The organism is Pedobacter sp. SYP-B3415 (genome assembly GCF_004138205.1).
Lineage (GTDB): Bacteria > Bacteroidota > Bacteroidia > Sphingobacteriales > Sphingobacteriaceae > Pedobacter.
The window spans coordinates 46,206-69,581 of sequence record NZ_RXNQ01000031.1 but is presented as its reverse complement, the minus strand read 5'-3'; the positions used below and the strand labels follow the sequence as shown (position 1 = coordinate 69,581).

At 48.0% G+C, this 23,376-nt stretch carries 22 protein-coding genes and 1 pseudogene; 11 read left to right on the top strand and 12 right to left on the bottom strand.

Translation table 11 applies throughout. The features are described from left to right. Nucleotides 1-8 precede the first annotated feature (8 nt). On the top strand, nt 9-821 hold the full coding sequence (gene kdsA, locus EJV45_RS10690; RefSeq protein WP_129715671.1) for a 3-deoxy-8-phosphooctulonate synthase: 813 nt from the start codon (nt 9-11) through the stop codon (nt 819-821). 9 nt (nt 822-830) lie between these two features. On the opposite strand, the gene EJV45_RS10685 is transcribed toward kdsA, so the two are convergent. Further along, entirely contained in the window at nt 831-1,244 is a 414-nt protein-coding gene (locus EJV45_RS10685; RefSeq protein WP_129715670.1) for a DUF6526 family protein, read from the bottom strand. A gap of 34 nt (nt 1,245-1,278) precedes the next feature. Next, the gene (locus EJV45_RS10680) at nt 1,279-1,902 is read right to left on the bottom strand and encodes a 7-carboxy-7-deazaguanine synthase QueE (RefSeq protein ID WP_129715669.1); all 624 of its coding nucleotides are present in this window, start codon (nt 1,900-1,902) and stop codon (nt 1,279-1,281) included. Between the two features lie 32 nt (nt 1,903-1,934). Between EJV45_RS10680 and EJV45_RS10675 the strand changes: the two genes are divergently transcribed. Next, nucleotides 1,935-2,285 carry a Rieske (2Fe-2S) protein gene (locus EJV45_RS10675; protein WP_129715668.1) on the top strand — a complete coding sequence of 117 codons (351 nt, stop codon included), beginning with the start codon at nt 1,935-1,937 and terminating at the stop codon, nt 2,283-2,285. A gap of 70 nt (nt 2,286-2,355) precedes the next feature. Here EJV45_RS10675 and EJV45_RS10670 read toward each other — a convergent pair whose 3' ends face one another. Further along, nucleotides 2,356-2,691 carry a potassium transporter KefB gene (locus tag EJV45_RS10670; protein WP_129715667.1) on the bottom strand — a complete coding sequence of 112 codons (336 nt, stop codon included), beginning with the start codon at nt 2,689-2,691 and terminating at the stop codon, nt 2,356-2,358. A 120-nt stretch (nt 2,692-2,811) separates the two neighbouring features. Here EJV45_RS10670 and EJV45_RS10665 point away from each other — a divergent pair, with 120 nt between their 5' ends. Beyond that, a complete protein-coding gene (locus tag EJV45_RS10665; RefSeq protein WP_129715666.1) occupies nt 2,812-3,390 on the top strand; it encodes a TIGR00730 family Rossman fold protein in 579 nt (192 codons plus the stop codon). Between the two features lie 14 nt (nt 3,391-3,404). Here the strand turns inward: EJV45_RS10665 and EJV45_RS10660 are convergent, their stop codons facing one another. Further along, entirely contained in the window at nt 3,405-3,764 is a 360-nt protein-coding gene (locus tag EJV45_RS10660; protein WP_129715665.1) for a helix-turn-helix domain-containing protein, read from the bottom strand. Between the two features lie 267 nt (nt 3,765-4,031). Here EJV45_RS10660 and EJV45_RS10655 point away from each other — a divergent pair, with 267 nt between their 5' ends. Then, the gene (locus EJV45_RS10655) at nt 4,032-6,887 is read left to right on the top strand and encodes a PAS domain-containing sensor histidine kinase (protein WP_129715664.1); all 2,856 of its coding nucleotides are present in this window, start codon (nt 4,032-4,034) and stop codon (nt 6,885-6,887) included. Here the strand turns inward: EJV45_RS10655 and EJV45_RS10650 are convergent. Continuing rightward, nucleotides 6,884-7,438 carry a DinB family protein gene (locus tag EJV45_RS10650; RefSeq protein WP_129715663.1) on the bottom strand — a complete coding sequence of 185 codons (555 nt, stop codon included), beginning with the start codon at nt 7,436-7,438 and terminating at the stop codon, nt 6,884-6,886. The two genes, EJV45_RS10655 and EJV45_RS10650, sit on opposite strands and share 4 nt — an antisense overlap. Before the next feature lie 141 nt (nt 7,439-7,579). Then, nucleotides 7,580-8,131 carry an NADPH-dependent FMN reductase gene (locus tag EJV45_RS10645; protein ID WP_129715662.1) on the bottom strand — a complete coding sequence of 184 codons (552 nt, stop codon included), beginning with the start codon at nt 8,129-8,131 and terminating at the stop codon, nt 7,580-7,582. Between the two features lie 536 nt (nt 8,132-8,667). On the opposite strand from EJV45_RS10645, the pseudogene EJV45_RS19750 reads away from it, so the two are divergent. Continuing rightward, nucleotides 8,668-9,545: pseudogene (locus tag EJV45_RS19750) on the top strand (manganese catalase family protein). 147 nt (nt 9,546-9,692) lie between these two features. Here the strand turns inward: EJV45_RS19750 and EJV45_RS10635 are convergent. From EJV45_RS10635 to EJV45_RS19745, 3 genes are all read right to left on the bottom strand, one after another. Continuing rightward, on the bottom strand, nt 9,693-9,884 hold the full coding sequence (locus tag EJV45_RS10635; RefSeq protein ID WP_129715661.1) for a cold-shock protein: 192 nt from the start codon (nt 9,882-9,884) through the stop codon (nt 9,693-9,695). A 224-nt stretch (nt 9,885-10,108) separates the two neighbouring features. Continuing rightward, on the bottom strand, nt 10,109-11,074 hold the full coding sequence (locus EJV45_RS10630) for an SDR family oxidoreductase (protein ID WP_129715660.1): 966 nt from the start codon (nt 11,072-11,074) through the stop codon (nt 10,109-10,111). Between the two features lie 186 nt (nt 11,075-11,260). Continuing rightward, on the bottom strand, nt 11,261-11,977 hold the full coding sequence (locus EJV45_RS19745; RefSeq protein WP_129715659.1) for a thrombospondin type 3 repeat-containing protein: 717 nt from the start codon (nt 11,975-11,977) through the stop codon (nt 11,261-11,263). A 149-nt stretch (nt 11,978-12,126) separates the two neighbouring features. Between EJV45_RS19745 and EJV45_RS10620 the strand changes: the two genes are divergently transcribed. Then, complete coding sequence (locus EJV45_RS10620; RefSeq protein WP_165305034.1) at nt 12,127-13,329, top strand: erythromycin esterase family protein; 1,203 nt, start codon at nt 12,127-12,129, stop codon at nt 13,327-13,329. A gap of 1,347 nt (nt 13,330-14,676) precedes the next feature. Here the strand turns inward: EJV45_RS10620 and EJV45_RS10615 are convergent. Beyond that, nucleotides 14,677-15,624: a manganese catalase family protein gene (locus EJV45_RS10615; protein WP_205942369.1), complete on the bottom strand. Its 948-nt coding sequence runs from the start codon at nt 15,622-15,624 to the stop codon at nt 14,677-14,679. A gap of 290 nt (nt 15,625-15,914) precedes the next feature. On the opposite strand from EJV45_RS10615, the gene EJV45_RS10610 reads away from it, so the two are divergent. The 5 genes from EJV45_RS10610 to EJV45_RS10590 all read left to right on the top strand — a co-directional run bounded on the left by EJV45_RS10610 (nt 15,915) and on the right by EJV45_RS10590 (nt 22,081). After that, nucleotides 15,915-18,287: a hypothetical protein gene (locus tag EJV45_RS10610; protein WP_129715656.1), complete on the top strand. Its 2,373-nt coding sequence runs from the start codon at nt 15,915-15,917 to the stop codon at nt 18,285-18,287. A gap of 143 nt (nt 18,288-18,430) precedes the next feature. Further along, nucleotides 18,431-19,267: an SDR family oxidoreductase gene (locus EJV45_RS10605; RefSeq protein ID WP_240755253.1), complete on the top strand. Its 837-nt coding sequence runs from the start codon at nt 18,431-18,433 to the stop codon at nt 19,265-19,267. 26 nt (nt 19,268-19,293) lie between these two features. Continuing rightward, nucleotides 19,294-20,208, top strand: coding sequence for an AraC family transcriptional regulator (locus tag EJV45_RS10600; RefSeq protein WP_129715654.1), 915 nt, complete (start codon nt 19,294-19,296; stop codon nt 20,206-20,208). Between the two features lie 141 nt (nt 20,209-20,349). Next, nucleotides 20,350-21,276, top strand: a complete 927-nt coding sequence (locus EJV45_RS10595) for a VOC family protein (protein ID WP_129715653.1) — start codon at nt 20,350-20,352, stop codon at nt 21,274-21,276. A gap of 178 nt (nt 21,277-21,454) precedes the next feature. Then, nucleotides 21,455-22,081, top strand: coding sequence for a hypothetical protein (locus EJV45_RS10590; RefSeq protein WP_129715652.1), 627 nt, complete (start codon nt 21,455-21,457; stop codon nt 22,079-22,081). A gap of 67 nt (nt 22,082-22,148) precedes the next feature. Here the strand turns inward: EJV45_RS10590 and EJV45_RS10585 are convergent, their stop codons facing one another. Next, complete coding sequence (locus EJV45_RS10585; RefSeq protein ID WP_129715651.1) at nt 22,149-22,532, bottom strand: nuclear transport factor 2 family protein; 384 nt, start codon at nt 22,530-22,532, stop codon at nt 22,149-22,151. 6 nt (nt 22,533-22,538) lie between these two features. Beyond that, complete coding sequence (locus EJV45_RS10580; RefSeq protein WP_129715650.1) at nt 22,539-22,763, bottom strand: DUF4287 domain-containing protein; 225 nt, start codon at nt 22,761-22,763, stop codon at nt 22,539-22,541. Nucleotides 22,764-23,376 lie beyond the last annotated feature (613 nt).

Here is a 23,376-nt window from a genome sequence, read left to right as displayed (position 1 = left end):
CATTAATTATGCAGAATTACCTTAAAAATATAAAATATACCGATTCCGGGAACTTCTTTTTGATGGCGGGGCCATGTGCCATTGAAGGTGAAGAAATCGCGTTACGTATTGCAGAACGCATTGTCGCGCTAACTTCAAGGCTCAAAATCCCTTATATCTTTAAAGGTTCTTACCGCAAAGCGAATCGTTCAAAGGGTAGTTCATTTACAGGTATCGGTGATGAAAAGGCGCTGAAGATTCTCGAGAAAGTTGCCCGGGAGTTTGATGTACCAACGGTAACCGATATCCATGAACAGGCAGAGGCCGCAATGGCCGCGGCTTATGTAGACGTGCTTCAGATTCCGGCCTTTTTATGCCGCCAAACCGATCTTCTTATTGCTGCTGCTGAAACCGGCAAGGTTGTGAATGTAAAGAAGGGACAGTTTTTATCTGCCGGCTCCATGAAGTTTGCCGTAGAAAAAATACAGGATGCAGGAAATGATAAGGTGATTCTGACAGACCGGGGCAATACATTTGGATACCAGGATCTTATTGTTGACTACCGCGGGCTGCCTGAAATGCAGAGCTTTGGGGTGCCTGTTGTGATGGACTGCACCCATTCGCTGCAGCAGCCAAATCAAAGCAGCGGCGTAACAGGTGGGAAGCCAGAGCTGATTGGTACCATAGCAAAGGCCGCTATAGCGGTTGGTGCCGATGGACTGTTCATTGAAACGCATCCCGATCCTGCAAATGCAAAATCTGATGGTGCAAACATGCTTCATCTCGACAGACTAGAGGATTTGCTTGTAAAACTGATCAGGATCAGGGAAGCCGTACAATAATAGGCAACTTCAGGCCCTTAGCTTGTCCTCACGCCAGTGCGTTACAGCCTGTTTAATTTTGTTTGCTGACAGATTTTCGGTTATTGCCCGTTTGGTAAGAGCAGGTAATTCCTCATCGGCCGAAAAACGGAGTGCCAGCACCTGGCCCAGCTTCAGCGTTTCAGGAAGCCGCTCGCCGGTCAGCATGAAGTAACGCAGGTTTTCCTCTGCACGAATGGCCCGGTCCTGAACTTTAAGCGCAAAGGTGCGCAGACAATAAGCAGCCAGCAGGATCAGAAAAAAGATAAGCGTATACATCCACTTCAGGCCAATGTCTTCCCAGCCGCCAGCTATGGAAATGATCATCGCAATGAGCGATACAGGAACCAGCACGAAGTGAAAGGGCGGGCTGAACCGCCGGTGATTTTTGTAATTCTGAGCCATAATGCCTGCAAATTACATATCCGGTGCCGCAGTTTCAGGGAATATTTAAATATTTATGCGTCTGCAGAGATATTTCCCATTTCGGGTTTTGCATTACATAATCAATGATCAGGGGCGTAATTTCTTTAGATCTTGACCATTCTGGCTGAAGGTAAAGTTTGCACTGTGCGGAAACTGTTTCAGCATATTTCTCCGCCCACTCGAAATCGCTTTTGTTGAAAACGATCACTTTCAGCTCATGAGCAAAAGGGGTAATGTCTGGCCGCGGCGCTTTGAATTTTTTCGGCGACAAACAGATCCAGTCCCAATGGCCGGAAAGGGGATAGGCTCCCGAAGTTTCGATAAAGGTCTTGATTCCCTTTGCCTGCAATGCAGCGGTAAGTTGATCAAGATTATAAATCAGCGGCTCGCCGCCGGTTATGACTACCGCTTTGCCGGGATGTTTTTCAGCATTAGACACGATCTGTTCTACGGGTGTCAGGGGGTGCATGTCCGCATTCCAGCTCTCCTTCACGTCGCACCAGTGACAGCCCACATCACAACCTCCAAGTCGGATAAAATATGCCGCCTTTCCGGTGTTGAATCCCTCACCCTGGATCGTATAAAATTCTTCCATCAAAGGTAAAAGTGAACCATCTTCGGGAACCTGAACTGCCATTTTTGTAAATTAGGCTGCAAATATACAGAAACATGCAGGATGCTTCAACGCGTTGGGTAAGGATAATGTCAAAACAGGAGATCCCCGAGGGCGATTTTGTGCGTTGCCTGAAAGCAGACGGAAAAAAGGTCTGCCTGATTCGTCACGGCCAGGAACTTGTCGCTACCCAAGCTACCTGTCCGCATGCAGGCGGACATTTCAGCGGAGGCTGGTGCAAGAACGGCATGCTTGTCTGCCCCATTCACCGCTATGAATACGACTTGCGAACCGGGAGGGGTGCCGCCGGCCAGGGCGACTATATCGACCTTTATCCCGTAGCGCTGAAAGACGATGGCGTTTACATCGGTTTCAAAACAGGCTGGCTCAAACGGCTGCTGGGCTAATGTTCAGATGCTTATTTTGGTATCGGTTTTTACCTGGTACAAGATCTGAGCAGGCTGGAACCACATGCCATTAATCCCACATCGTACCATTAAGTCCCAGTACGATTCCGATCCACAAAATGAAGAGATAGCCAATAATTCCGATTACAACACCGGCCAGTGTCTTCCAGCCGCCCAGCACACGAATGTTGCGAAGAAACGCATAAAATGCACCGCCTGCCGCACCTGCCATGGGAACCATAATGAGTGGCTTTATCTGCCAGTACTTCGGCCACGCCGGATTACCAGGACCAGCACCGATCAGAAAATAAGAGATAACAAGGAATGCGATGCCAGCGCCGATTAAAACGGTTCTTAAAGAAGTGATGCCGGCTGCCGGTTTCGAGTTGATATTGCTATGCGTCATAAACAAAATATTAAAAGTGCTTTGAAATACAAAGTTGGCAAATATACTTTGTATTTCAAAGTGAAAAATGAATTTTTTTGATTTGTACCTGATCGTTTACTTTTGTCAAAAATTCAAAACATGAATATCTGTGTATTTTGCGGTTCCAGTTTTGGGACAGAGCCGGTATTTGCAGATGCAGCGCGTGAGCTTGGCCGTACATTAGCCGACAGGGGAATGGGCATTGTTTATGGCGGGCCGAATGTGGGACTGATGGGTGCGGTGGCTGATGGAGGTCTTGAACAGGGTGGAACGGTAATCGGCGTGCTTCCGGTGTTCCTGCAGGCCAAAGAGATTGCCCACCCCGGGCTAACCGATTTGGTGCTGGTCGATACCATGCATGAACGGAAAACCCGGATGAGCGACCTCAGCGACGCGGTTGTAGCGCTGCCCGGCGGCTTTGGAACGCTGGAGGAATTGTTCGAAATGCTTACCTGGGGGCAATTGGGTCTTCATCAAAAGCCTGTAGCATTATTAAACGTAGCCGGCTTTTTTGATCCACTGGTTCGTTTTATCGACCAGATGGTCATAAGCGGTTTCCTGAAACCGGTTTATCGCGACTTGCTGATCGTTTCACCGGAGATCCCCTCACTTATCGATGCCCTTCAGCACTATGAGCCGCCCGTCATACAGAAATGGATAGGCAGGGACGAAGTTTAGTTCATAACCAGCGTCTATAAATACGTTACTTTATGGCGTTTTCCCCATGCTTCCATGGCGTGCCAGACAGGACTCAGGCTATTTGCAGTTTCCGTTAACTCGTATTCGACCCGGAGGGGGATTTCAGCATGGACCGTGCGTTTGATCAGGTGATCTTTTTCGAGCTCTTTAAGCTGTCGGGTAAGCATTCTTTCGGTGATATTGGGAATCTCATCTCTGAGCGTGCTATAACGTTTCCTGCCCGACTCAAGTTTGTACAGGATCAGCATTTTCCACCTTGCACCAATAAGCTCGAGCGTATAGACCACACCGCAAAAGTTTTTTAGCAAATGTTGATTTTGGCTGTTGGTTGAATTGACTTTACGTACTGACATGATTAAATTTAGGGATTCAGGATGTTATAAAATTAGCGATGGCCGGAATATTTTGCAAAAGGTTCCAGGGGTGTTTCGCTCAAGCAGACATTGAATGATGGGTTTGCTGAAATACGTTGTTCCTTGTTGCCGGCCCTGAAAGACATTTTAACGCTTTTTCAAACGGGCAGATAAGGTGCCGCATCGAAGTCAGTGCGCGCTGTCTTGCTTCAACTAAATCTTTTACATTCTTTTCAGGAAGTTAGATTTACTTTATATTAGGACCTCATGTCCACATCTATGCTTCCTGATCAAGACCCGGGCAATTTTAATTACTATTTGCATGGCGACAGCGAGATAGCGAAAATGCTGATTGGCCGCGACTGGAGCGATTCTGCTTTGGGAAATCGTGAAACATGGCCTGAAAGTTTGCAATATGCACTCGGCATGTGCCTTGGTTCTCCTTATCCTGTTGCACTTTACTGGGGGCCTGAGTATCTGCTGCTTTATAACGATGCCTACATCAGCATCGCGGCAGAGCGCCACCCGGAGGCGTTCGGGAAGGCTCGCGCTGAAGTCTGGCCGGAAAACTGGGCTGAAGTAAAGTCCCAGTTCGATGCAGCGCTTTTCTCGGGCAAGGGAACACGGATCTTTGATAAGTATTTTCCTATCAAACGCTTTGGCCGGCTTGAGGAGTGTTATTTTGACTATAACCTCTCCCCAATCGTAGAAAAAGACGGCAGGATAACAGGTGTCATGAATGCGGTCATCGAAACAACATACCGGGTCATCAACGAACGCCGCAATAAACTTTTGTACCGTTTTAGCTTTGAATCAAATATTTTTCATTCGCAGGGTCAAGGTTACAAAGAGAGTCTGGATCTGCTTAATATTTTCGACACAGACATTCCGTTCAGCATGCTGTTCCTGCATGATCAGCACAACGGGAGTTTCGAGCTGACCCAGGTAACGGGCATCACTGAAATGCAGGCGGAACTACTTCAGCTTCCGCTGGAAGCGGTACTGAAGGCTGACACCGCCCTGCTCATCGATAATCTTACGGCCCAACTAGGCCATGTATACCCACGCGACTGGCCTGATCCGATTGAGCAGGCCATGATTTTTCCAATCAGGCAGGGCGAACACCATGTTACTGGTCTGCTGGTTTGCGGTATACATCCCGGAATCGCTGTCGATGCCGGTTACAAGTTATTTCTCGAAGCAGTCGCGGGACATATCAGCCATTCTATCGCCAACGGGGCAAATTTTGAAACGGAAAAACTTAACCAGAGACGTATTCGTGAAAGCGAAGATCAGTTCCAGTTTGCCATTGATGCCGCGGGGCTTGGTACCTGGGATCTGGATCCTGCCACAAATCGTTTTGTAGGTAATGAGCGTCTGAAATCATGGTTCGGCTTATCGCCGCTGGCGGAAATTGAACTTTCCCGGGCAACCGATATTATAGATAAAGAGGATCGGGCAAGGGTAATTGCAGCCATACAGGAGGCGATGACGTACCGGTCGGGTGGAATTTATTTCGCTGAATATAAGATTGTAAATCCCGCAGACCAGGAGCCGCGTATTGTGCGTGCAAAAGGGAAAGCGCTGTTTAACGAAAATGAACAGGTTATCCGGTTTAGCGGCACACTTCAGGATATCACTGAAGAACGGATGTTCAGCGCAGCACTCGAGGAAACCAACAGCAGGCTGCAGATTGCCCTCGATGCGGCCAGGCTGGGTTCTTATGATATAGATCTTGCCACGCGCAAGATGATTTGTACTGATCAGTGCAAGCTGAATTATGGGTGGCCGATTGATCAGGAATTCCATTTTGATGACATGATGGCGCTCATACAGCCTGATTTCCTTCCATACGTAGATCAGCAGATCAGGCAGGCGATTGAACACGATACCGTTTACCGGGCCGAGTACGAGATACGCTGGCCGGATGGTTCACTGCATTGGATCAGTGCATCAGGAAAGCCAAGGTATGATCAGGACGGAAGGGCACAGCGCGTAATCGGCGTAACAAGCGATATCACTGATCAGATCACAGCCAGGACGGCGCTTGAGAGTGCGTTTGAGCAAATGAAACTTTCGCAGAATGCGGCAGAGCTGGGATCATTCGATATGGATATTCCCTCAGGTAAACTGGAATGGGACGAGCGCTGCCGAAAGTTCTTTGGCATATTTGGCCAGCGAGAGGTTAGCTATGAGCAGGACTTTGTTGCAAATCTTTATCCGGATGACAAAAATAAGGTTCTTAAGGAAGTTCGAAACTCGTTTGACAGGGCAGTCAGTAACGGTGATTTTGATATTGAATACCGCACAATCGGTGCTGAAGATAAAAAACTGAGATGGATAAAGGCCAAGGGAAAGGTTTTGTTTAACGATAAAGACGAACCTTTGCGTTTTACAGGTGCTGTGCTCGACATAACAGATCAGAAGCAGGATGAACTCCGCAAAAACGATTTCATCAGCATGGTCAGTCACGAGCTGAAAACACCGCTGACTTCCCTCAAAGCCTATATCCAGATCCTGAACAACCGCTCAAAAAAGGCGGGCGATGCCTTTGCAACAGAGTCTCTCAGCAAGGTTGAGCAGCAGGTAAACAAAATGACGGGCATGATTAACAGCTTTCTGAATGTGGCCAGGCTGGAATCAGGCAAAATTCAGCTTGATAAAACTTCGTTTGAAATTTCCTCGCTGCTTAATGAAGTGCTGGATGAAGCCAAGCCAATTATGGGCACACATACTATCCTTGTCGACCCGTCAGAACCGGTAACCATCTTTGCTGATCAGAACAAGATTCTTCAGGTAATGATGAATCTTGTCAGTAATGCCGTAAAGTACTCCCCGCGTGGCCGGGTTGTACGTATGACATGGAAAGTAACGGCAGATGAAGTTATAATAAGCGTTCAGGACGAAGGGATGGGCATCAAACCTGATGATATAAAACTGTTGTTCAAACGCTTTTACCGGGTGGAAAGTCCGCATACGCGTAATATTTCGGGCTTCGGAATCGGGCTTTACCTGTCTGCCGAAATTGTTGAACGCCATGGCGGCAACATCTGGGTAGAAAGCCAGAAAGGGGTAGGGTCTACCTTTTATTTCAGCCTTCCCCTTTCTGACCAGCCGGCTTAACCAGCAAAAGCCAGTTGCTGAACAATTTTGCCGACATAAATATTGTAGAAGTTATAGTCCGTCATCGGTGCATCTGTCAGACCTACATTTCTGCCAATGGTTACGATCTGCCCGCGGTGATACGTGCTATGGTTTACACAATGCAGCACGTACTCAAAATTTTCAAAGTCGCTCTGAAACCAGGGGCTGACAAGCAGATTATTCTGCTGAAAGTCCTGCTCATCCATCCCGTTGATATATTCGGCAAGCTCAGCGCTCTGTTCCATGATACCGTTCAGGATGATAGCCGTATCATCGCTGAATGTGCCGAAATTTTCAGTATCACCTCTTTTGATTGCAGCAAGCCAGTATGCCTGCGACTCCCAGATATGGCGCAGCGTCTTTTTAATGCTTGAGAAGCTTGATGCAACTTCCTGTTCAAGCAGTTCAACCGGTTTCGACTGTAGCCAGGTAACGATGCTTTCAGTTGCCCACTGGTTGTAGCTCGCATAGTTTTTCAGCAGACTGCCAATAGTTCTGTTGGTCAATGTGTTGTTCAGTTGTGTTTCCATGATCCGTTTTCTTTTTGGTTATTCAAAGAAACTCCAGCCCACTGACAACGTTATGTCAGTGCAAAACAATCAAATCGAAATATTTTTAAACGAACTATTAATTGGCTGATTAACAGTATTTTAAAAATGTATTTGTTCAGTTTACTGCGGAGCGTTCTGGGCAAGTTGCAGAAGTCCTTTCCAAACCGATTGCATCAGTTTGCGGGTACCCTCGTCGGTAAGCTGACCCGACTCGTCGAATTTTTCGCCCGCGCCGGCGAGATAAAATTCAGGCTGCTGCAAAGGTTGCATATTCAGATAAACCAGGACCTGGCGTAAATGGTTCACGGCACCGAAGGCACCGAGGTTGTAAGGTGTGCAGCCCAGCACGGCTACCGGCTTTCCATCCCAGCAATTATTGCCTTGCGGCCGGGATCCCCAGTCGAGCGCGTTTTTTATCACCGGCGAATACGAGCGGTTGTATTCGGGTGTAGCCAGTACCACAACGTCTGCGGCAAGTGCCTGTTCATGCAGTCTTTTGACCGGCTCGGGCAGATCGTCTTCCAGATCCTGGTTAATGTGCGGGAGTTCGCTGATATCGACAATGTTGACAGTAACGCCTTCGGGTGCCAGGGCAGCAAAGGCTTTTAAGGTTTTTGTTGTGAAGGAGTCTTTACGGAGGCTGCCTGAAAAAGCGGCGACATTGATATTCATAGGTTTAAATTTAAGGTTTCGTAAAACAACAAGGCGCTGCAGCAAATGTTTGCCAGAAGCATCGAAACTGTTTGGTAATCGGCCTCTTAGCCGCTACCGGTTGCGGTGAATGACTACGAACTTCGACGGTGTAGCATTAAACTTTTAACAACCGGCTTTTTTCTTCAACGCTTCAATGCTGACCTTGATCCTGGTGCCTCAGTAACTACGCGGATCAGTAAGCGTCCGGACTCCGCTTTTGATCCTTTCAGCTATCAGCGGGAACTTGCATTCGACGCCCGCCCGTACTCAGGTATTTCATCAGGATGTTATAAGACCGGTTCACGCGAACCGGTATTCAATAGCTTCCCGACGGGTACACAAATTACGGTTTGTGTCACCGTAGTTGATCATAAAAATCAGACTTTTTCCACGCGGAATCGGGTAGTTCAGGCGCGAACCTTTTGTTAGGCAGCAGGTTCTACTTGTGGTAGCATAAAGTGTATGAAATATGCTTTTTGCCGGCAATTAACCAATGTTAAATCAAAAAGAAATCTATGTTCTATCATGACAACAATCTGCAGTACCAGGTACGTGTAGACAAACCAAACCCGGCCTTTGCTAAACTGCTTCAACAGGCTATTGGCGGAATTGAAGGCGAAATCCGCGTGTGCCTGCAATACCTGTTTCAGGCATGGGGAAACCGCGGACCAAACAAATACCGCGATATGCTGCTCGATACGGGTACGGAAGAAATCTCACACATCGAAATGCTTTGTACAGCGGTGGCTTTGAATCTTGACGGCGCTACGCACGAACTGAAAGACAAGATTGCGGGAGAAAACCCGATAGTCAGCAATATTCTTGGTGGTATGGACCCCCGCCATGTCATCTCATCGGGTCTTTCAGCGATGGCAGTCGACGCTAATGGCGTTCCGTTCAACGGATCATGGGTTGTTGGCAGTGGTAACATTGCAGCAGACATGTATGCGAACGTCATGGCTGAATCTACGGGGCGGGTATTGGCGACCCGGCTGTATGAAATGACCGATGATAGCGGGATGAAAGATATGCTGGCCTTCTGATTACCCGCGATACGATGCACCAGAACCAGTGGCTGGCCGTGCTGGAAGATCTTGGCGGCGTAAACGCAAATTTGCCTATTCCAAACACATTCCCGACGGAACGCCATATCCCTGGTTTTGATTATGCATTCATATCAACAAACATCGAAAACCAGCCCGTAGCTGAAGGCCGTTGGACCAGTGGTCCTTCGATAGACGGTAAGGGCGAATTCACAACGCTGGTTGCGCAACCCGGGGCGCCGCGACCTGACTTAGGTATGCCGGATGTAAAAGGTTATGCCCAGGCCCAGCAGATGATGGGCGGTGACAAAGGCATCATTGAGAACATCAAAGACACCTTGTTGCCATAATATTTTGGTGGTGCTGTGGAAGGCGCCGGGGCTGTCTGCATTTGCAGCAGCCCCTTTTTTTTTGTTATCGGTGCGGAGAAATTGCCCAATAAAAAAACCGCTTCGGGAAGGAAGCGGTTTTTTCATCAATGTATGATAGAAATCTGATTAAGCGATTTTAACATTAACTGCGTTCAAGCCTTTTTTACCTTGCTCAACGTCATAAGTTACTGAATCATTCTCACGAATGCTGTCTACCAACCCGGATGAATGAACAAAGATTTCGCTTCCGCCGTTAGCCGGAATGATAAATCCAAAACCTTTAGTCTCATTGAAAAATTTTACTGTTCCTTGTTGCATTGTATTTTTTTTAATTATTCTCAAATGTAACCTTTTTATTCCTTAAACCGAAGTTATTTATGGTATTATTTTCCCGGCCGAAGAAAGCTGCATGTCTGAAAGCGTTCAAGTCCCGCTACGCGCTTGGTTAAAGGTAAGCCCTGGCCATCCGAAAGCGTACCATAAGTTTTGTAAGGCTTGCCTATTTAATGCCAAACATGCTATCATCAATGTGGTCAATGAAATCACTTACGCATCAATTTCGCCGTTAAAAGGCCAAGGGAAAGCAGGATGCCCGCTGCGACATATTTGCGGTGTGCCTTAGGCCGTCCGGGGATGCCCCAGCCGCCATGCACGGCATTGCCGTATTTTACAGGATTAAAAATGTTTCCGCTTGTGCGTTCAATCTGTTCGGCCTGTGTTAAATAGGTTCCGATAACGGTTCCCGCTATGTTTCTTGTTAGTGAAGGAAAGAGTGCGTAAGCGATCCGGGCTACGGTTGAAAAGCTTCCCACCATTTTTTCGCTGCGCGGATATTCAGCAAGTCTGACAATTTCCATTGCCAGCCGCTGCGGATCATATACAGGCGGCCCCGGCTTGAGCATCTTTCCAGTATAATTTGCTGCGTGCTGAATACCCGGCGTGTCGAGAAAAGCGGGGAAGGCGTCGCAAACATGAATATCCGGAAACTTCTTAAGTTCAGCCTTTAGCGCAGCCGAAAAACCGCGCAGACCAAATTTGCTCGCTGAGTACCCAACGCCGAAAGGCACCGGAAGAAAACCACCTATCGAGATGTTATTAATGATAATGCCATGACCCTGTTCCTTGAAGTAGGGCAATACAGCGTGGGCGCCATTCATGTACCCGAGCAGATTGGTTGCAATGACTTGTTGTGTTACCTCCATCGGTGTTTCGTCAAACTTGCCTACGGCCAGAACGCCGGCATTGTTAACCCACACATCGATTCCCGGTCCGAAGTCGGTAGCCGCCGCGGCCAGGTTTATTGCAGCCCTGTGATCAGACAGGTCTGCAGTAACCACAAGTGTCTGACCGCCCAGCTGCCTGCACTCTTCTGCCACTTCTTCCAGCGAAACTTCATTTCTTGCCGCCAGTACGATCCGGTCACCATTTTGGGCGAAAGCCAGGGCGATGGCCCGACCGGCGCCGCTTGAAGCACCGGTAACGACAACAGTTTTTTTATTTGCATTCATATGGTTGTAACGACGGTGGGGCCGGAATGTTTGCGGGCAACAAACTCAGGTATTGAACTATCGCAAAACTGTCCGACGCATACATCACCTGTGCAGATGCACATTCGCCATGTGCCCAGCATTATGATAGTTAGCTGTCATTTACCTCGCTATGCATTGGTTTAAGTGTTAAGCCAGCATCACTCCTTAGAGATGGAAAGTAGTCAAGCTGTCTTCTGTAAACCAATAGGCTTGAATACAACCGATTCGATAGCCTTCGTAATAATCTGCCAGATGGGGGAAGTGTTCGCGCAAAGAGTCTATGTATTCCAGTTTGCCTTCTAAATAGTATAATTTGCTTTGCCGCATTGCTATCTCGTTCGCCACGGATCTATAAGTGATATAACATCCGCGATTACTCGTGTCGCAGTATTCCTTGGTAGTTTTCTCGTCAGTGCTCCCAGTCGAACTTACTTTATAAAATGTAAGAACCGGTTCATAGACAACTGCATTTTTAAAAAGTTCTTTTGTTTCATTTAAAACCTCAGATATTCCTTTCGCAAGCCCACAATTGTATGTCATCGAAGCTGTGACAGCGCAGTATCTATTCAGATAAGTCTCTGCGGATACCCAACCCGTGAGTTGTGGCGGCGTGGTTGGTCCCCCATTATTGGTATCGCAGACATCACCTATTCCATCGTTATCATGATCCGATTGATCAGCATTGGGTGTGTCAGGGCAATTATCTAGGTTGTCCGGAACCGAATCGCAATCGCGATCATCCAGATATGGACAAGGGACTTCATTAGACAATTTAGCACGAAGCTGAGTTTGTCGATCGGCTGGCTGTACGAGGCTGTCCTGCTTGCATCCAGTTAGCAAAGCAATGACCAACAGAGTTAATAGGTAAGATTTCCGTTTCATTTTAGATATTTTTATTTAAGTTACTGAGTAAAAGCCAAAAAGCTTTATTCATTTCATTCTTTCATTAGCTATCATTGTTGACAAAGGTTAAATATTCGTTTCAGCTTTTTTTGACAGATACATTTGCTTTGTTCAAAAACGTTCTACCCGTGAAAAAAATCGCCTGCTTAATTATAGTCATCTTGTCGCTTGCCGCCGGCACAATCAATGCACAAAAAAACGAAACATCGATAGTCAGGTCGCTCGGTGTGTCGGCAAGACCTGTTAAAACGCTCAATGCCGCAGAAAGCTTTGCTGACATAGACTTTTTAAAGGTCTCGCTTGCTGATAAAGAAATTGTTGCGCTCGGCGAAGTCACGCATGGCACAGCCGAAGTGTTCAGGTATAAAGATCGTTTGGTCAGGTTCCTGATCAGCAATCTGAATTTCCGGTCAATTGGTTTCGAAAGCGATTATGCGGCCGTAGCGAAAATAGATGATTACATCAATGGCGTGGCAGACACGCTTATCTTTCTACCAGGAAGCGCGCTGATGTCTACAAACAGGCAAATGATCGACTGGCTTCGCAGGTATAACGGCACACGACCTGAAGCCGATCGCGTACATGTTTACGGACTCGAAGCGCGCGGTTACTCAGGTATCATTACTAAACTGCTGACGGAAGAGCCTGGCCTGGAATCAGCCGACCGGGAACGACTTCGGGAGATAGCCGGCAAGCCTTATGAAAGAATAGACAAAGCGGACCGTAGTGATCTGTTGAATCTGGCGGTTCGCCTGCGGCGGACGAATTTGTCTGAAATCCGGGCCCATTACGTTCAGATGCTTGAACAGATCGCAAAATACCCTGCTGAGGGACGCGGATTCAGGGATGCATATATGGCGAGAAATGCAGAATGGCTGAAGCATCGGGCCGAAAACGGCAAACTGATCATCTGGGCTCACAACGGCCATGTGGCTAAAATGAAACTGTATGGTTATCCGACGCTGGGAACCCATCTGCATGAGCGTCACGGAAGCCGCTATGGCGTTATCGCAACCGACTTTAATCATGGTAAGGCTTACGTCAACGTCTGGATAGCTAAGAATAAGCCCCTGCTTGGTTTTCAGGCCCACTATTACCCCGAAGTAAAGTCACCAAAAGGCTACGAATACTACTTCAGCAAAAGCCGGTACAGCAACTTTATCCTGGATCTGCGAGAGGATGACCACGATGCGGACCTGGCTGCTTTCCTGAAGTCACCACGTGAGATGCGGCTTATTGGCGCATGGAGTGTGCCGTCTGCAAAAAAGCTATCGCTTTCAGACAACTTCGATATACTCGTCTATTTTAACGAAACAACAAGTCAGTGGTAAGATGTCCTGCCGGATTTGCAATCCGGAGAATTGAGCCGCGGATTTTTAATCCGCACGATGACAATCCGGGTTGAAAACCCGGTGCTCAGTTACTCCAGATTATAAATCTGGAGCGACGACCGCACGATAACAAGCCGGCTAAAAAACGATGTCCTGCCGGATTTGCAATCCGGCAGCACTGAGCCGCGGATTTCTAATCCGCACGATAACGAGCCGGGTAAAAACCCGGTTCTCAGTTGCTCCAGATTATAAATCTGGAGCAACGGCATGGTAACAAGCCGGGTTGAAAACGATGTCCTGCCGGATTTGCAATCCGGCAGCACTGAGGCGCGGATTTTCAATCCGCACGATGACAAGCCGGGTAAAAAACCCGGTGCTCAGTTGCTCCAGATTATAAATCTGGAGCGACGGCCGCACGATAACAAGCCGGGTTGAAAACGATATCCTGCCAGATTTGCAATCCGGCAGCACTGAACAGCGGATTTTTAATCCGCACGATAACGAGCCGGGTAAAAAAACCGGTGCTCAGCTGCTCCAGATTATAAATCTGGAGCGACGGCCGCACGATAACAAGCCGGCTAAAAAACGATGTTCTGCCGGATTCGCAATCCGGCAGCACTGAGCAGCGGATTTTCAATCCGCACGATGACAAGCCGGGTAAAAACCCGGTTCTCAGTTGCTCCAGATTATAAATCTGGAGCGACGGCCGCACGATAGCAAGCCGGTTAAAAACGATGTCTTGCCGGATTTGCAATCCGGCAGCATTGAGCCGCGGATTTCTAATCCGCACGATAACGAGCCGGGTAAAAACCCGGTTCTCAGTTGCTCCAGATTATAAATCTGGAGCAACGGCATGGTAACAAGCCGGGTTGAAAACGATGTCCTGCCGGATTTGCAATCCGGCAGCACTGAGGCGCGGATTTTCAATCCGCACGATGACAAGCCGGGTAAAAAACCCGGTGCTCAGTTGCTCCAGATTATAAATCTGGAGCGACGACCGCACGATAACAAGCCGGGTTGAAAACGATATCCTGCCAGATTTGCAATCCGGCAGCACTGAACAGCGGATTTTTAATCCGCACGATAACGAGCCGGGTAAAAAAACCGGTGCTCAGCTGCTCCAGCTTATAAATCTGGAGCGACGGCCGCACGATAACAAGCCGGCTAAAAAACGATGTTCTGCCGGATTCGCAATCCGGCAGCACTGAGCAGCGGATTTTCAATCCGCACGACAATCCGGGTTGAAACCCGGTTCTCAGTTGCTTTGGATTATAAATCTGCGCGACCCCGGCGGGGTTATACCTTAGGCATGTGGGGACAAAAAAAGAGGCCTTTCGGCCTCTGCATTTATTTTTTCTTTGTTCTTGGGTTTGGTCCGGCTTTCTTTTCCATCTTCTTCAAAGTTTTCTCCTTAAACTCGCTCAAGGCATCGGCCAGGCTCTGCAGCTCAGGATCAAGGCCGGGCGCGAATTCTTCCGGACGCTCAGGCGCTACTGGAATAGGATAGGACTCATCAGGCTCTTTCTTGGTAACGAGTTCAGTACCATCATTCGCAGGCGCGCTGCCTTTAAAAATCAGGTCCATCATCGATGAGTCGAGCCTGAAGTGATATTGCTCACGGTGAATACCGGCATCAAGCAGCTTTTTTACTTCCGGATATTTTGATGAGTCGAACTTCGGAATCGGGAGGGTCTTGGCCCAGTCAATACCCAGTGTTTCCAGCGCTTTAGCAAAAGCCATCTGGTGCGCCTCATCACGCACAATGAGAAATGAAACTGTCGAACGCAGCGTCTTGTTCTCTGACATCTGGTAAATGCGCGACTTCTGAATACGGCCGGTTGCTTCGAGCACCAGGTTGTCCATGAGGTCGAGTACCAGGTTGCCATGATTGTGGACGTATGAGCCGCTCCATGGGTTGCCAGCAGCATCAACAGGCAATGCCCCCTGCGCGCCCATAATGAAATGATGCGGATTTTTTGCCAGACGACCAACATCGAGGGTTGCCTCGCCGCCTTTGCCCGGCGTGTCAAACTTGTCGCCATTATAACCGGGCGCGCCATCAAGTAATTGCGATATAGTTTTGCTGATCAGCTCTACGTGGCTAATCTCCTCAATGCCGATCCCCTGAATCAGATCAAGATAAGGGATTCCGTCGCCACGGAAGTTGAAACTCTGAAACAGAAACTGCATCATGGTCCGCATTTCGCCGAACTGTCCACCCAGGCCTTCCTGGAGTACATTTGCAGCTGCCGGATCCGGTTCATCAACCACGATCGGGTTGATCAATTTTTGCATGTGGTAAAACATAATCTTATTTTTAGGTGGTTTAAAATTCTATTGTCTGCACAACGCCCGATCGGTTTCTGGCGGGTCTTCGTCCCGTCTTGTTCTGTTGATCATCTTGCTGAGCAGGCTGTTCATGGAAGGTCATAAATTTGATATTTCACTGTAACCGCTGCCCGCACCATTTGTTTAAAATCAAGCCCCTTTAATGATAATGAGGTATTGAAAGGTCGGTCTCAGTATAAGATTTCCCTTCTATACTGTACAGTTTTATTGCTGGAAGGATATACTTATCTTCGGTTATGATCCGGATCGTCCTCTCTTTTTTATTTTCCGGCTGCGTGTTCAGCGCCCTGGCTCAGAATCCGGTCGACAAGCAATTGGAGTGGTACGCGAAAGCAAACCCCGCGGCGCCGATTTTTGTCCATTTTGATAAGAATGTGTATTCAGGCAACGAAACCGCATGGTTTACCGCTTACCTGTTCGGACCCCTGCGCGACCAACATGAGGTTCTATGCATGTCATTGATACGGGACTGGGATTCTTCTTTGGTGCTGCAGCAAAAATTTATAACGGGTAGAGGGCTCGCTTTTGGACAGATCCAGCTTCCAGACAGTCTGGCCGGCGGTAACTATCGCTTTATCGCCTTTACAGATCATATCTACAAAGGGGAACCCCGGGCAATCTTTATTCAGCCGGTTACAATCAAAACCGGACATCAGCTGCCGCTCAATGCCAGGCTGGTCCTTGAAAAACCTTCCGACACCCTCTTAAATACTGCCCAATTGCGCCTGGCAGTAACCAGCGGCGATTATCGTTTGTTAGACAAGCCGGTGGATGTACTTTACAGCTATGGTAACATCCAAAAAAAGACCAGGTCAGACATAGCCGGTCAGCTCGTCATGCAAATACCGCTCAATCCGTCTGCACGCGATCCGAATATACATGTCCAGGTATCCTTGAGAGGAGATACCGATCGGGTAGCATTACCGCTCATTCCACCCTTACGCAAGGCGGTAGTCAGGTTTTTCCCGGAGGGGGGTCATCTGATCGATGGCCTGCCTTCGGTAGTTGCTGTCGAAGTTCAGGATCAATACGGAGCACCGGTAGCGACATCCGGAACGCTGTTTGAAGACCAATTGCCCCTGCTGCAATTTGAAACAAATGAGCTTGGAACGGGCCGGTTTATGCTGAGCTGTCTGAAAGGCAAAACATACACGGTTAAATTGAAACATCCACAGCTGAGAGACAGTCTATTCAGACTTCCGCCTGCACTTGAGCAAGGCCTGGCCCTGCATGCAGCCCGGGCGGTGGTGGGGGACAGCCTTAGAATACGTATCATGAGCACAGAGACAAACGAGCTCGTTTTTTACCTGCATAATTTCAGACAGTCTTACCTGGCTGCAAAGCACAGTATGCGTGGATCAGCCCAGAACTTCGTATTTCCGCTTCATGATGTACCTGAAGGCTTATGTGCACTTACCATAACTGATAGCCGGGGGCAGCCGCTGGCTGAACGTATGTTTTATGCACACTACCGGAAACCTGACAGACACCTTACTCTGGTGTCATCAAAAGCCCGCTATGGCAAACGCGAGCAGGTTTCAATAAATATCGAACCTATGCATCACGTTACGGATGCCCTCGTCTCTGTAGCCTGCGTCCAGGCCAACCGGCTCAGTGCAATAAATCATAAGGATATTCGCAGTCATCTGGCTTTGCGCGACGACCTGGAAGACTTTCCACTTACCCTGAATGCCTTGCAACACAGCGAACAGCTGGAAGACATCCTGCTGATTAAAGGCTGGCGGCGTTATACGTGGGACAAGGTTCGGAACAGCCAGGCTGCAGATACGGTGGTACACCGTGACAGCATGGTCTTTGCCGGCAGTATAAAGCGAGGCCGGAAAAGTCTGAACAAGCCGGTAGAGATTGCGCATCTGGCGGGGAAGCGGTTCAGTCAGATTCAGACAGACGCTGCGGGAAGATTTTTCCTGAAGCCCTTCGACCTATATGTCGGGTCCGGTCAGCAGGCCTATTTATTTGTTCCTGGCAAAACATCCGAACAATACGAACTAAGTGTAACCGACCCTTATCAGACATTGGCTGTAAATTATGGTAAAAGATATTTCGCCATGCCCATCCCTGTTGCACCCATGCTCGAGCAAGAGAACAGGTCGCTGAGTTTATCCGGAAATGAGCGGTCAATTGTGCTGAAAGAGGTGGTGATTAAAAAAAATAGAAATGACTTTTTCGCGGGAACGCGGGGCGTAAATGCGTGCGGCGACTATGTCTGCCAATACAACATTCTAAACTGTCCAAACCACGCCGGCGATCCGCGTCTGAGGCAGCCCATTAAAGGAGAAACATACCTGACAAACGGCTCAAGGCAAGTTTACCAGGGCTGCAATGACCGTCCTGCCGGTGCCTCGTCCTTCAAACTCAATCCGGTATATCAGCACAAGGAGTTTTATGTAAATACCTTCACTGAACCGGTCGATCAGGCGTTCTGGTCTACATTGTACTGGAATCATGCCCTGCAACTTGAGGCAGGTAAACCTAGAATACTGAAGTTTTTTACCGGCGATATAACAGGGCCTTTTAAGATTGTTGTGCAGGGCATAAGCAATGCTGGTGTGATCTACGAGGAAATGGAGTTTGAGGCAGGAAACTGATATACACTGCGCTTATGCATATCGCGTAATTTATATTCGCCTTAGAAACGGCTACAACATTCTTAGATTCGGTTACAGGGCTGCGCCTGGCTCTTTCCATCTTTGTCATATCAAGTTGAAACAAGATCAAAAAAAGCATGAATATGAAAAAAGTATGGTTTATAACAGGCGCGTCAAAAGGGCTGGGTCTTAATTTAGTTCAGCAGTTACTTACAGAAGGACATCTCGTTGCCGCCACCTCAAGGAATGTGCAGTCGTTCGAAGATTCAATAGGCAGCCATGTAAATTTTCTGCCGCTGCCCATGGAGATTACGAGTAATGAAGACGTCAAAACGACAATCGATAGCGTAATGCAAAAGTTTGGGCGTATCGACGTCGTCGTGAACAATGCGGGTTACAGCCAGATCGGGGCCGTCGAAGAACTGTCTGATGAGGAGGTGAGAAAGAATTTTGACGTAAACGTTTTTGGTGCGCTGAATGTCATCCGGAATGCGGCACCTTATCTGCGCAGCCAGCGGTCCGGTCACATCTTTAACATTGCGTCTATAGGCGGGTATCTTGGTAATTTTCCGGCCTTTGGCATCTATTGCTCTACAAAGTTTGCTATGGCCGGCTTTACTGAAGCACTTGCAGAAGAAATGAAACCCTTCGGCGTACATACCACGCTGGTTTATCCCGGGTACTTCCGCACAGGTTTCCTCGAAAAAGGCTCGGTGATGACACCCGCTAATCCGATTGCTGCCTATCAGAATGCCCGCGAAGTTGAAGCTGCTCATTTAAATGACATTAATGGCAATCAACCAAATGATCCTCAGAAAGCAGCTGAAGTATTTATCGGGCTGAGCGAACAGCAACAGCCGCCCGTTCACTTCTTTATGGGTGTAGATACATATGATTTTGTTAAAGGCAAAATCAGCCTTATTGAAGAAGCGCTTGAGGCTACCAAAGAACTTGCCGCATCTACTGCAATTGAAAACTAATTTTCAAAAATTAAGTATTTTAGAATATGCATACGACATTTCGCTTCCGCTCCCTTCAGGATTTACATACGTACTACAGTTTGCCGCAGCCCGAGCATCCGCTTATCAGTGTCATCGACTATAGCAAAGTGAAATATCCTGAAAGCGCATCAGAATTGCGGTGGATGCAGGACTTTTACATCCTGGCGCTGAAGCGGAATGTTAGTGGCAGATTTAACTATGGTCAGCAGCCTTATGACTTCAACTCGGGCGTGTTGTCATTTTTTGCGCCGCAGCAGCTCTTGCATGTTGAGATCAATCCCGATGTGCAGATTGAGCCTTCCGGCTGGCTGTTGCTGATTCACCCGGACTTTCTTTGGAATACTTCGCTGGCCAGGACAATCAAAACATACGACTTCTTCCAATACAAAGTGAATGAGGCACTGTTTCTTTCGGATAAGGAAGAAAAGGTCATCGCCGGAATCCTGCAGAATATCGAGCGCGAGTATCAGTCAAACATGGATAAATTCAGCCAGTCGCTCATTATTAACCAGCTGGAATATCTTTTGATCTATGCCGACCGCTTTTATCAGCGCCAGTTTTTAACCCGGAAAATTACCAATCACCAGGTTCTGGATAAACTGGAGTCGTTGCTGGAAGATTATTTTTCAGATGAACACCAGACGGCGAAGGGTCTGCTGAGTGTTCCGTCTATTGCATCACAGCTGAATATTTCACCGAACTACCTGAGCAGCTTGCTGAAGGTGCTGACTGGTCAGAGTACCCAGCAGTTTATTCACGAAAAACTGATCGCGAAGGCGAAAGAACAGTTGTCATCGACAAACCTGTCGGTGGCTGAAATTGCTTATACACTTGGTTTCGAGCACGCACAATCTTTCAGCAAATTGTTTAAGGCAAAAACGAATCAGACGCCACTGGAGTTCAGAGCGCAGATGAACTGATAAGTTTTTGGCTTACTGATGTAAGCCGGTTAAGTAAAATTTCGATTGGATTATCGCGATAGCCCTCTGTAAATGTCGCTTATGACCCGGACCGGGCAAGGCCGTATCAGGTAGTTTTGCTTAACACTTAACAACAATGTTATGAGAAAGATAACACCCCATCTATGGTTCGACAACAACGCTGTAGAAGCAACGCAATTTTACACAACACTCTTTCCCGGGTCAGAAATAACGAATATTTCAACGATCAGAGATACCCCTTCGGGCGATTGTGATATCGTCTCGTTCAAACTGTGGGGGCAGCCATTTATGGCTATCAGCGCGGGCCCATTTTTCGAGCTCAATCCCTCGGTTTCCTTTATGGTAAACTTTGATCCCCTGTTCTTCGGTCCAGGCGCGGACGCAAAAACGGTTGCGCAGGCAAAACTGGAAGCGGTTTGGGAACGACTAGCTGAGGGCGGAAAGGTGCTGATGCCGCTTGATCAATATCCCTTCAGCGAGCGATATGGCTGGATACAGGATAAGTATGGTGTAAGCTGGCAACTGATCCTGACCGACCCCGCGGGTGATAAAAGGCCAGCTATTATACCCTCGTTAATGTTTACAGGCGGCAACGCCGGCAGGGCAGAAGAAGCCATTGATTTTTATGTTGCTGTGTTCAACGACGGTAAGCGTGGCGAAACGCACCGGTATGGCCCCGGTCAGCAACCAGACATAGAGGGTTCTCTTACTTACGCTGACTTCCGGATTGAAGGCGCGTGGTTTGCGGCCATGGATAGCAGGCAGGAACTGAACTTCGGTTTCAACGAGGCTGTGTCATTTATTGTAAACTGTGATACGCAGGAGGAGATCGACTACTACTGGTCTAAACTATCGGCTGAACCGGCTGCCGAGCAGTGCGGCTGGCTAAAGGACCGTTTCGGACTTTCCTGGCAGGTCAATCCCTCAAGAATGGATGAAATGCTGAAAGATCCCGATCCAGAGCGCGTTAAACGCGTGACACAGGCCTTCCTCGGGATGAAGAAATTCGATATTGCTCAACTCGAAAAAGCGTTTGCGGGCGTATAAAAAGCGCTTAAGGCCGGTCCGGCAGACCGGCTTTGCTATGTTTTGCCGGCGGCAAAACACATGACCAAGCCGACGCGCAAAGTAGAATACCTCTGTCATTCAATAGCGCAAAAAATGACTGCTGAAATCCGACAAACAAAACCTGAGGATTTTGAGTTTATAGACCATATCGCTTCAAATGACCCGTAAATTAACTCTTGCGGCAGCACTGGTAGGCCTACTCGCTGCGTGCACCACCGACAAAAAACCGAACACCTCTGGCAAACCTGTTGATTCTTCGAAAACACCTGCTACACAAGCCGCTGCCGGCACCAATGCCTGGACAAAAAGCCTGCAATTGCTTGCCCAAAGCGCCGACGAACAAAATACCGGGAAATTGAAAGCGTATTTCAATTTTCCGGTAAATGCCGACACGACCCAGATATGGGAACTCGTTTACAATAGTCAGGATGAAGATAAGCGGCCAAAGGAACTTCCACAGATCTTTACCGAAGCTGATTTCGAGACCAATTACAAATATATCTTCAACGAAGATTTTTCCACTAGCCTGCTTGCCGTAAACGTAGCAGAACTTGCGAACAAAGGCGAGTATACAACACAAAAGGTAAACGGCAGACAGGACACATGTTTCATGATTGCCCAGTATGACAAAAAAGCTTCCGCCCTTCAGCTCTCGGTTTCGTATCCAGGTGGAACAGATGAGGAAGGTAATTATGTAAGCGAAGGTGAATATGCCGTAATCTACTTTTTCAAAATCCTGCCTAACGGGCAACTCTTGTTTGATAAAGTTCTGTTTGCGGGCTAAACAACTGCTTTGAGCTATTCTTCAGCGAGACAATTGTTATTAATGCGCGGCACATGCGGCCGCCTGCTTATTGCTGCGTATGAGCGGCTCGTTGTGAATTGCAGTAGGACTGGATTTTTTCGATTTTGCCGTTGGTATCAAAACTGTATACATCGCACGAATGCACCGAACTTAACAGCCGGCCATCGCGCCTGAAGGTTGCATAACCATAAATAACAACGTGGCTGTCATCGCAAACGGTGCCACGTTCCTCAAATCTGGTATCTACGGTGTTGAAGTAAGCCGCGATACCTTCACAAAACCGAAGAACCCCGGCCTTTCCTTTTATGTGTTTTGCTTCTTCGTAGATATGAAATTCGACATGATCGGCCAAAGTAGTGGCTGCATCGGTAAATTTTCCTGTCGAGAATGAACGGGCGGCGTCCAACCGCGCTGTGTTAAAGACTGACATGGCTTGCTAAACGCTGTGTTCGTCTTTGGTTCCTTTAAGCACCGCATAAATGGCCATCGCATGCCCATGCCCGAGGCCGAAATCTGCCTTTAGCCAGTTAGTGATTTCTGTAGCCTTAACCGTTAATACGCCGTCTTCTGTAAATCCTTTTTCAGCGGCCATAGCCCTGAAATCTGCCGGGTCTTTACCCGTTTGCTGCTTGATTGTTTTTAGGTATCCCTGGAATGACATGAATCTCTGTTTTTGTCAAAGTTAGCAGATGTTCGTGATACAACCCGGCCTGCCTGCGACATTTTTGAGGGCGATAAACGACAATTGAGATCCCCTGCTTGGGAAGCAGGCATTTAGCCCGAAGCAATGCTCCGGGCTGTTAACCAGAGGGACGAATTGATATTTTGAAAATTGCTGTTGTAATCGCCATATAAGAATATCGTGCTACTGATGCATGACTCAGTGTTCAGTGTTGTCCGGGGAAAGTTTTGCGAAAGCCAATAGTTCTTTGGTTTCCAATTGATGTGAGGCTATGGTATCGAACCGCTCACCGCCGCGGGGGCTCCTTCTTTTTGGCGAAAAAGAAGCAAAACGCTCCGGCTGTGTATCTCTTCTTGCATAAAAGCATCAAAAGTCCGAGGGCGGCGGGAAAAGGCCCGGATTACCCCTGCATCATTCTGTTCCGGGCTGGTTCCCCTCCTTGGTTCTTCGCGACCTCCTTAAAACAGTGCAAGACTTTTAATACTTTTCTGCGGCGAGAAGATACAAGGCCGGTTCGCACCTAACAGTGGCAATAAGCAGGCAAAACCCTCATCAAAACCACCGCCTGTACGTAAAACCCCAGACATAGAAT

Excerpts from the sequence above, each read along its gene's own strand:
- kdsA (WP_129715671.1), top strand. The coding sequence starts at position 9 with ATGCAGAATTACCTTAAAAATATAAAATATACCGATTCCGGGAACTTC.
- EJV45_RS10685 (WP_129715670.1), bottom strand. The coding sequence starts at position 1,244 with ATGGCTCAGAATTACAAAAATCACCGGCGGTTCAGCCCGCCCTTTCAC.
- EJV45_RS10680 (WP_129715669.1), bottom strand. The coding sequence starts at position 1,902 with ATGGCAGTTCAGGTTCCCGAAGATGGTTCACTTTTACCTTTGATGGAA.
- EJV45_RS10675 (WP_129715668.1), top strand. The coding sequence starts at position 1,935 with ATGCAGGATGCTTCAACGCGTTGGGTAAGGATAATGTCAAAACAGGAG.
- EJV45_RS10670 (WP_129715667.1), bottom strand. The coding sequence starts at position 2,691 with ATGACGCATAGCAATATCAACTCGAAACCGGCAGCCGGCATCACTTCT.
- EJV45_RS10665 (WP_129715666.1), top strand. The coding sequence starts at position 2,812 with ATGAATATCTGTGTATTTTGCGGTTCCAGTTTTGGGACAGAGCCGGTA.
- EJV45_RS10660 (WP_129715665.1), bottom strand. The coding sequence starts at position 3,764 with ATGTCAGTACGTAAAGTCAATTCAACCAACAGCCAAAATCAACATTTG.
- EJV45_RS10655 (WP_129715664.1), top strand. The coding sequence starts at position 4,032 with ATGTCCACATCTATGCTTCCTGATCAAGACCCGGGCAATTTTAATTAC.
- EJV45_RS10650 (WP_129715663.1), bottom strand. The coding sequence starts at position 7,438 with ATGGAAACACAACTGAACAACACATTGACCAACAGAACTATTGGCAGT.
- EJV45_RS10645 (WP_129715662.1), bottom strand. The coding sequence starts at position 8,131 with ATGAATATCAATGTCGCCGCTTTTTCAGGCAGCCTCCGTAAAGACTCC.
- EJV45_RS10635 (WP_129715661.1), bottom strand. The coding sequence starts at position 9,884 with ATGCAACAAGGAACAGTAAAATTTTTCAATGAGACTAAAGGTTTTGGA.
- EJV45_RS10630 (WP_129715660.1), bottom strand. The coding sequence starts at position 11,074 with ATGAATGCAAATAAAAAAACTGTTGTCGTTACCGGTGCTTCAAGCGGC.
- EJV45_RS19745 (WP_129715659.1), bottom strand. The coding sequence starts at position 11,977 with ATGAAACGGAAATCTTACCTATTAACTCTGTTGGTCATTGCTTTGCTA.
- EJV45_RS10615 (WP_205942369.1), bottom strand. The coding sequence starts at position 15,624 with ATGCAAAAATTGATCAACCCGATCGTGGTTGATGAACCGGATCCGGCA.
- EJV45_RS10610 (WP_129715656.1), top strand. The coding sequence starts at position 15,915 with ATGATCCGGATCGTCCTCTCTTTTTTATTTTCCGGCTGCGTGTTCAGC.
- EJV45_RS10605 (WP_240755253.1), top strand. The coding sequence starts at position 18,431 with ATGAAAAAAGTATGGTTTATAACAGGCGCGTCAAAAGGGCTGGGTCTT.
- EJV45_RS10600 (WP_129715654.1), top strand. The coding sequence starts at position 19,294 with ATGCATACGACATTTCGCTTCCGCTCCCTTCAGGATTTACATACGTAC.
- EJV45_RS10595 (WP_129715653.1), top strand. The coding sequence starts at position 20,350 with ATGAGAAAGATAACACCCCATCTATGGTTCGACAACAACGCTGTAGAA.
- EJV45_RS10590 (WP_129715652.1), top strand. The coding sequence starts at position 21,455 with ATGACCCGTAAATTAACTCTTGCGGCAGCACTGGTAGGCCTACTCGCT.
- EJV45_RS10585 (WP_129715651.1), bottom strand. The coding sequence starts at position 22,532 with ATGTCAGTCTTTAACACAGCGCGGTTGGACGCCGCCCGTTCATTCTCG.
- EJV45_RS10580 (WP_129715650.1), bottom strand. The coding sequence starts at position 22,763 with ATGTCATTCCAGGGATACCTAAAAACAATCAAGCAGCAAACGGGTAAA.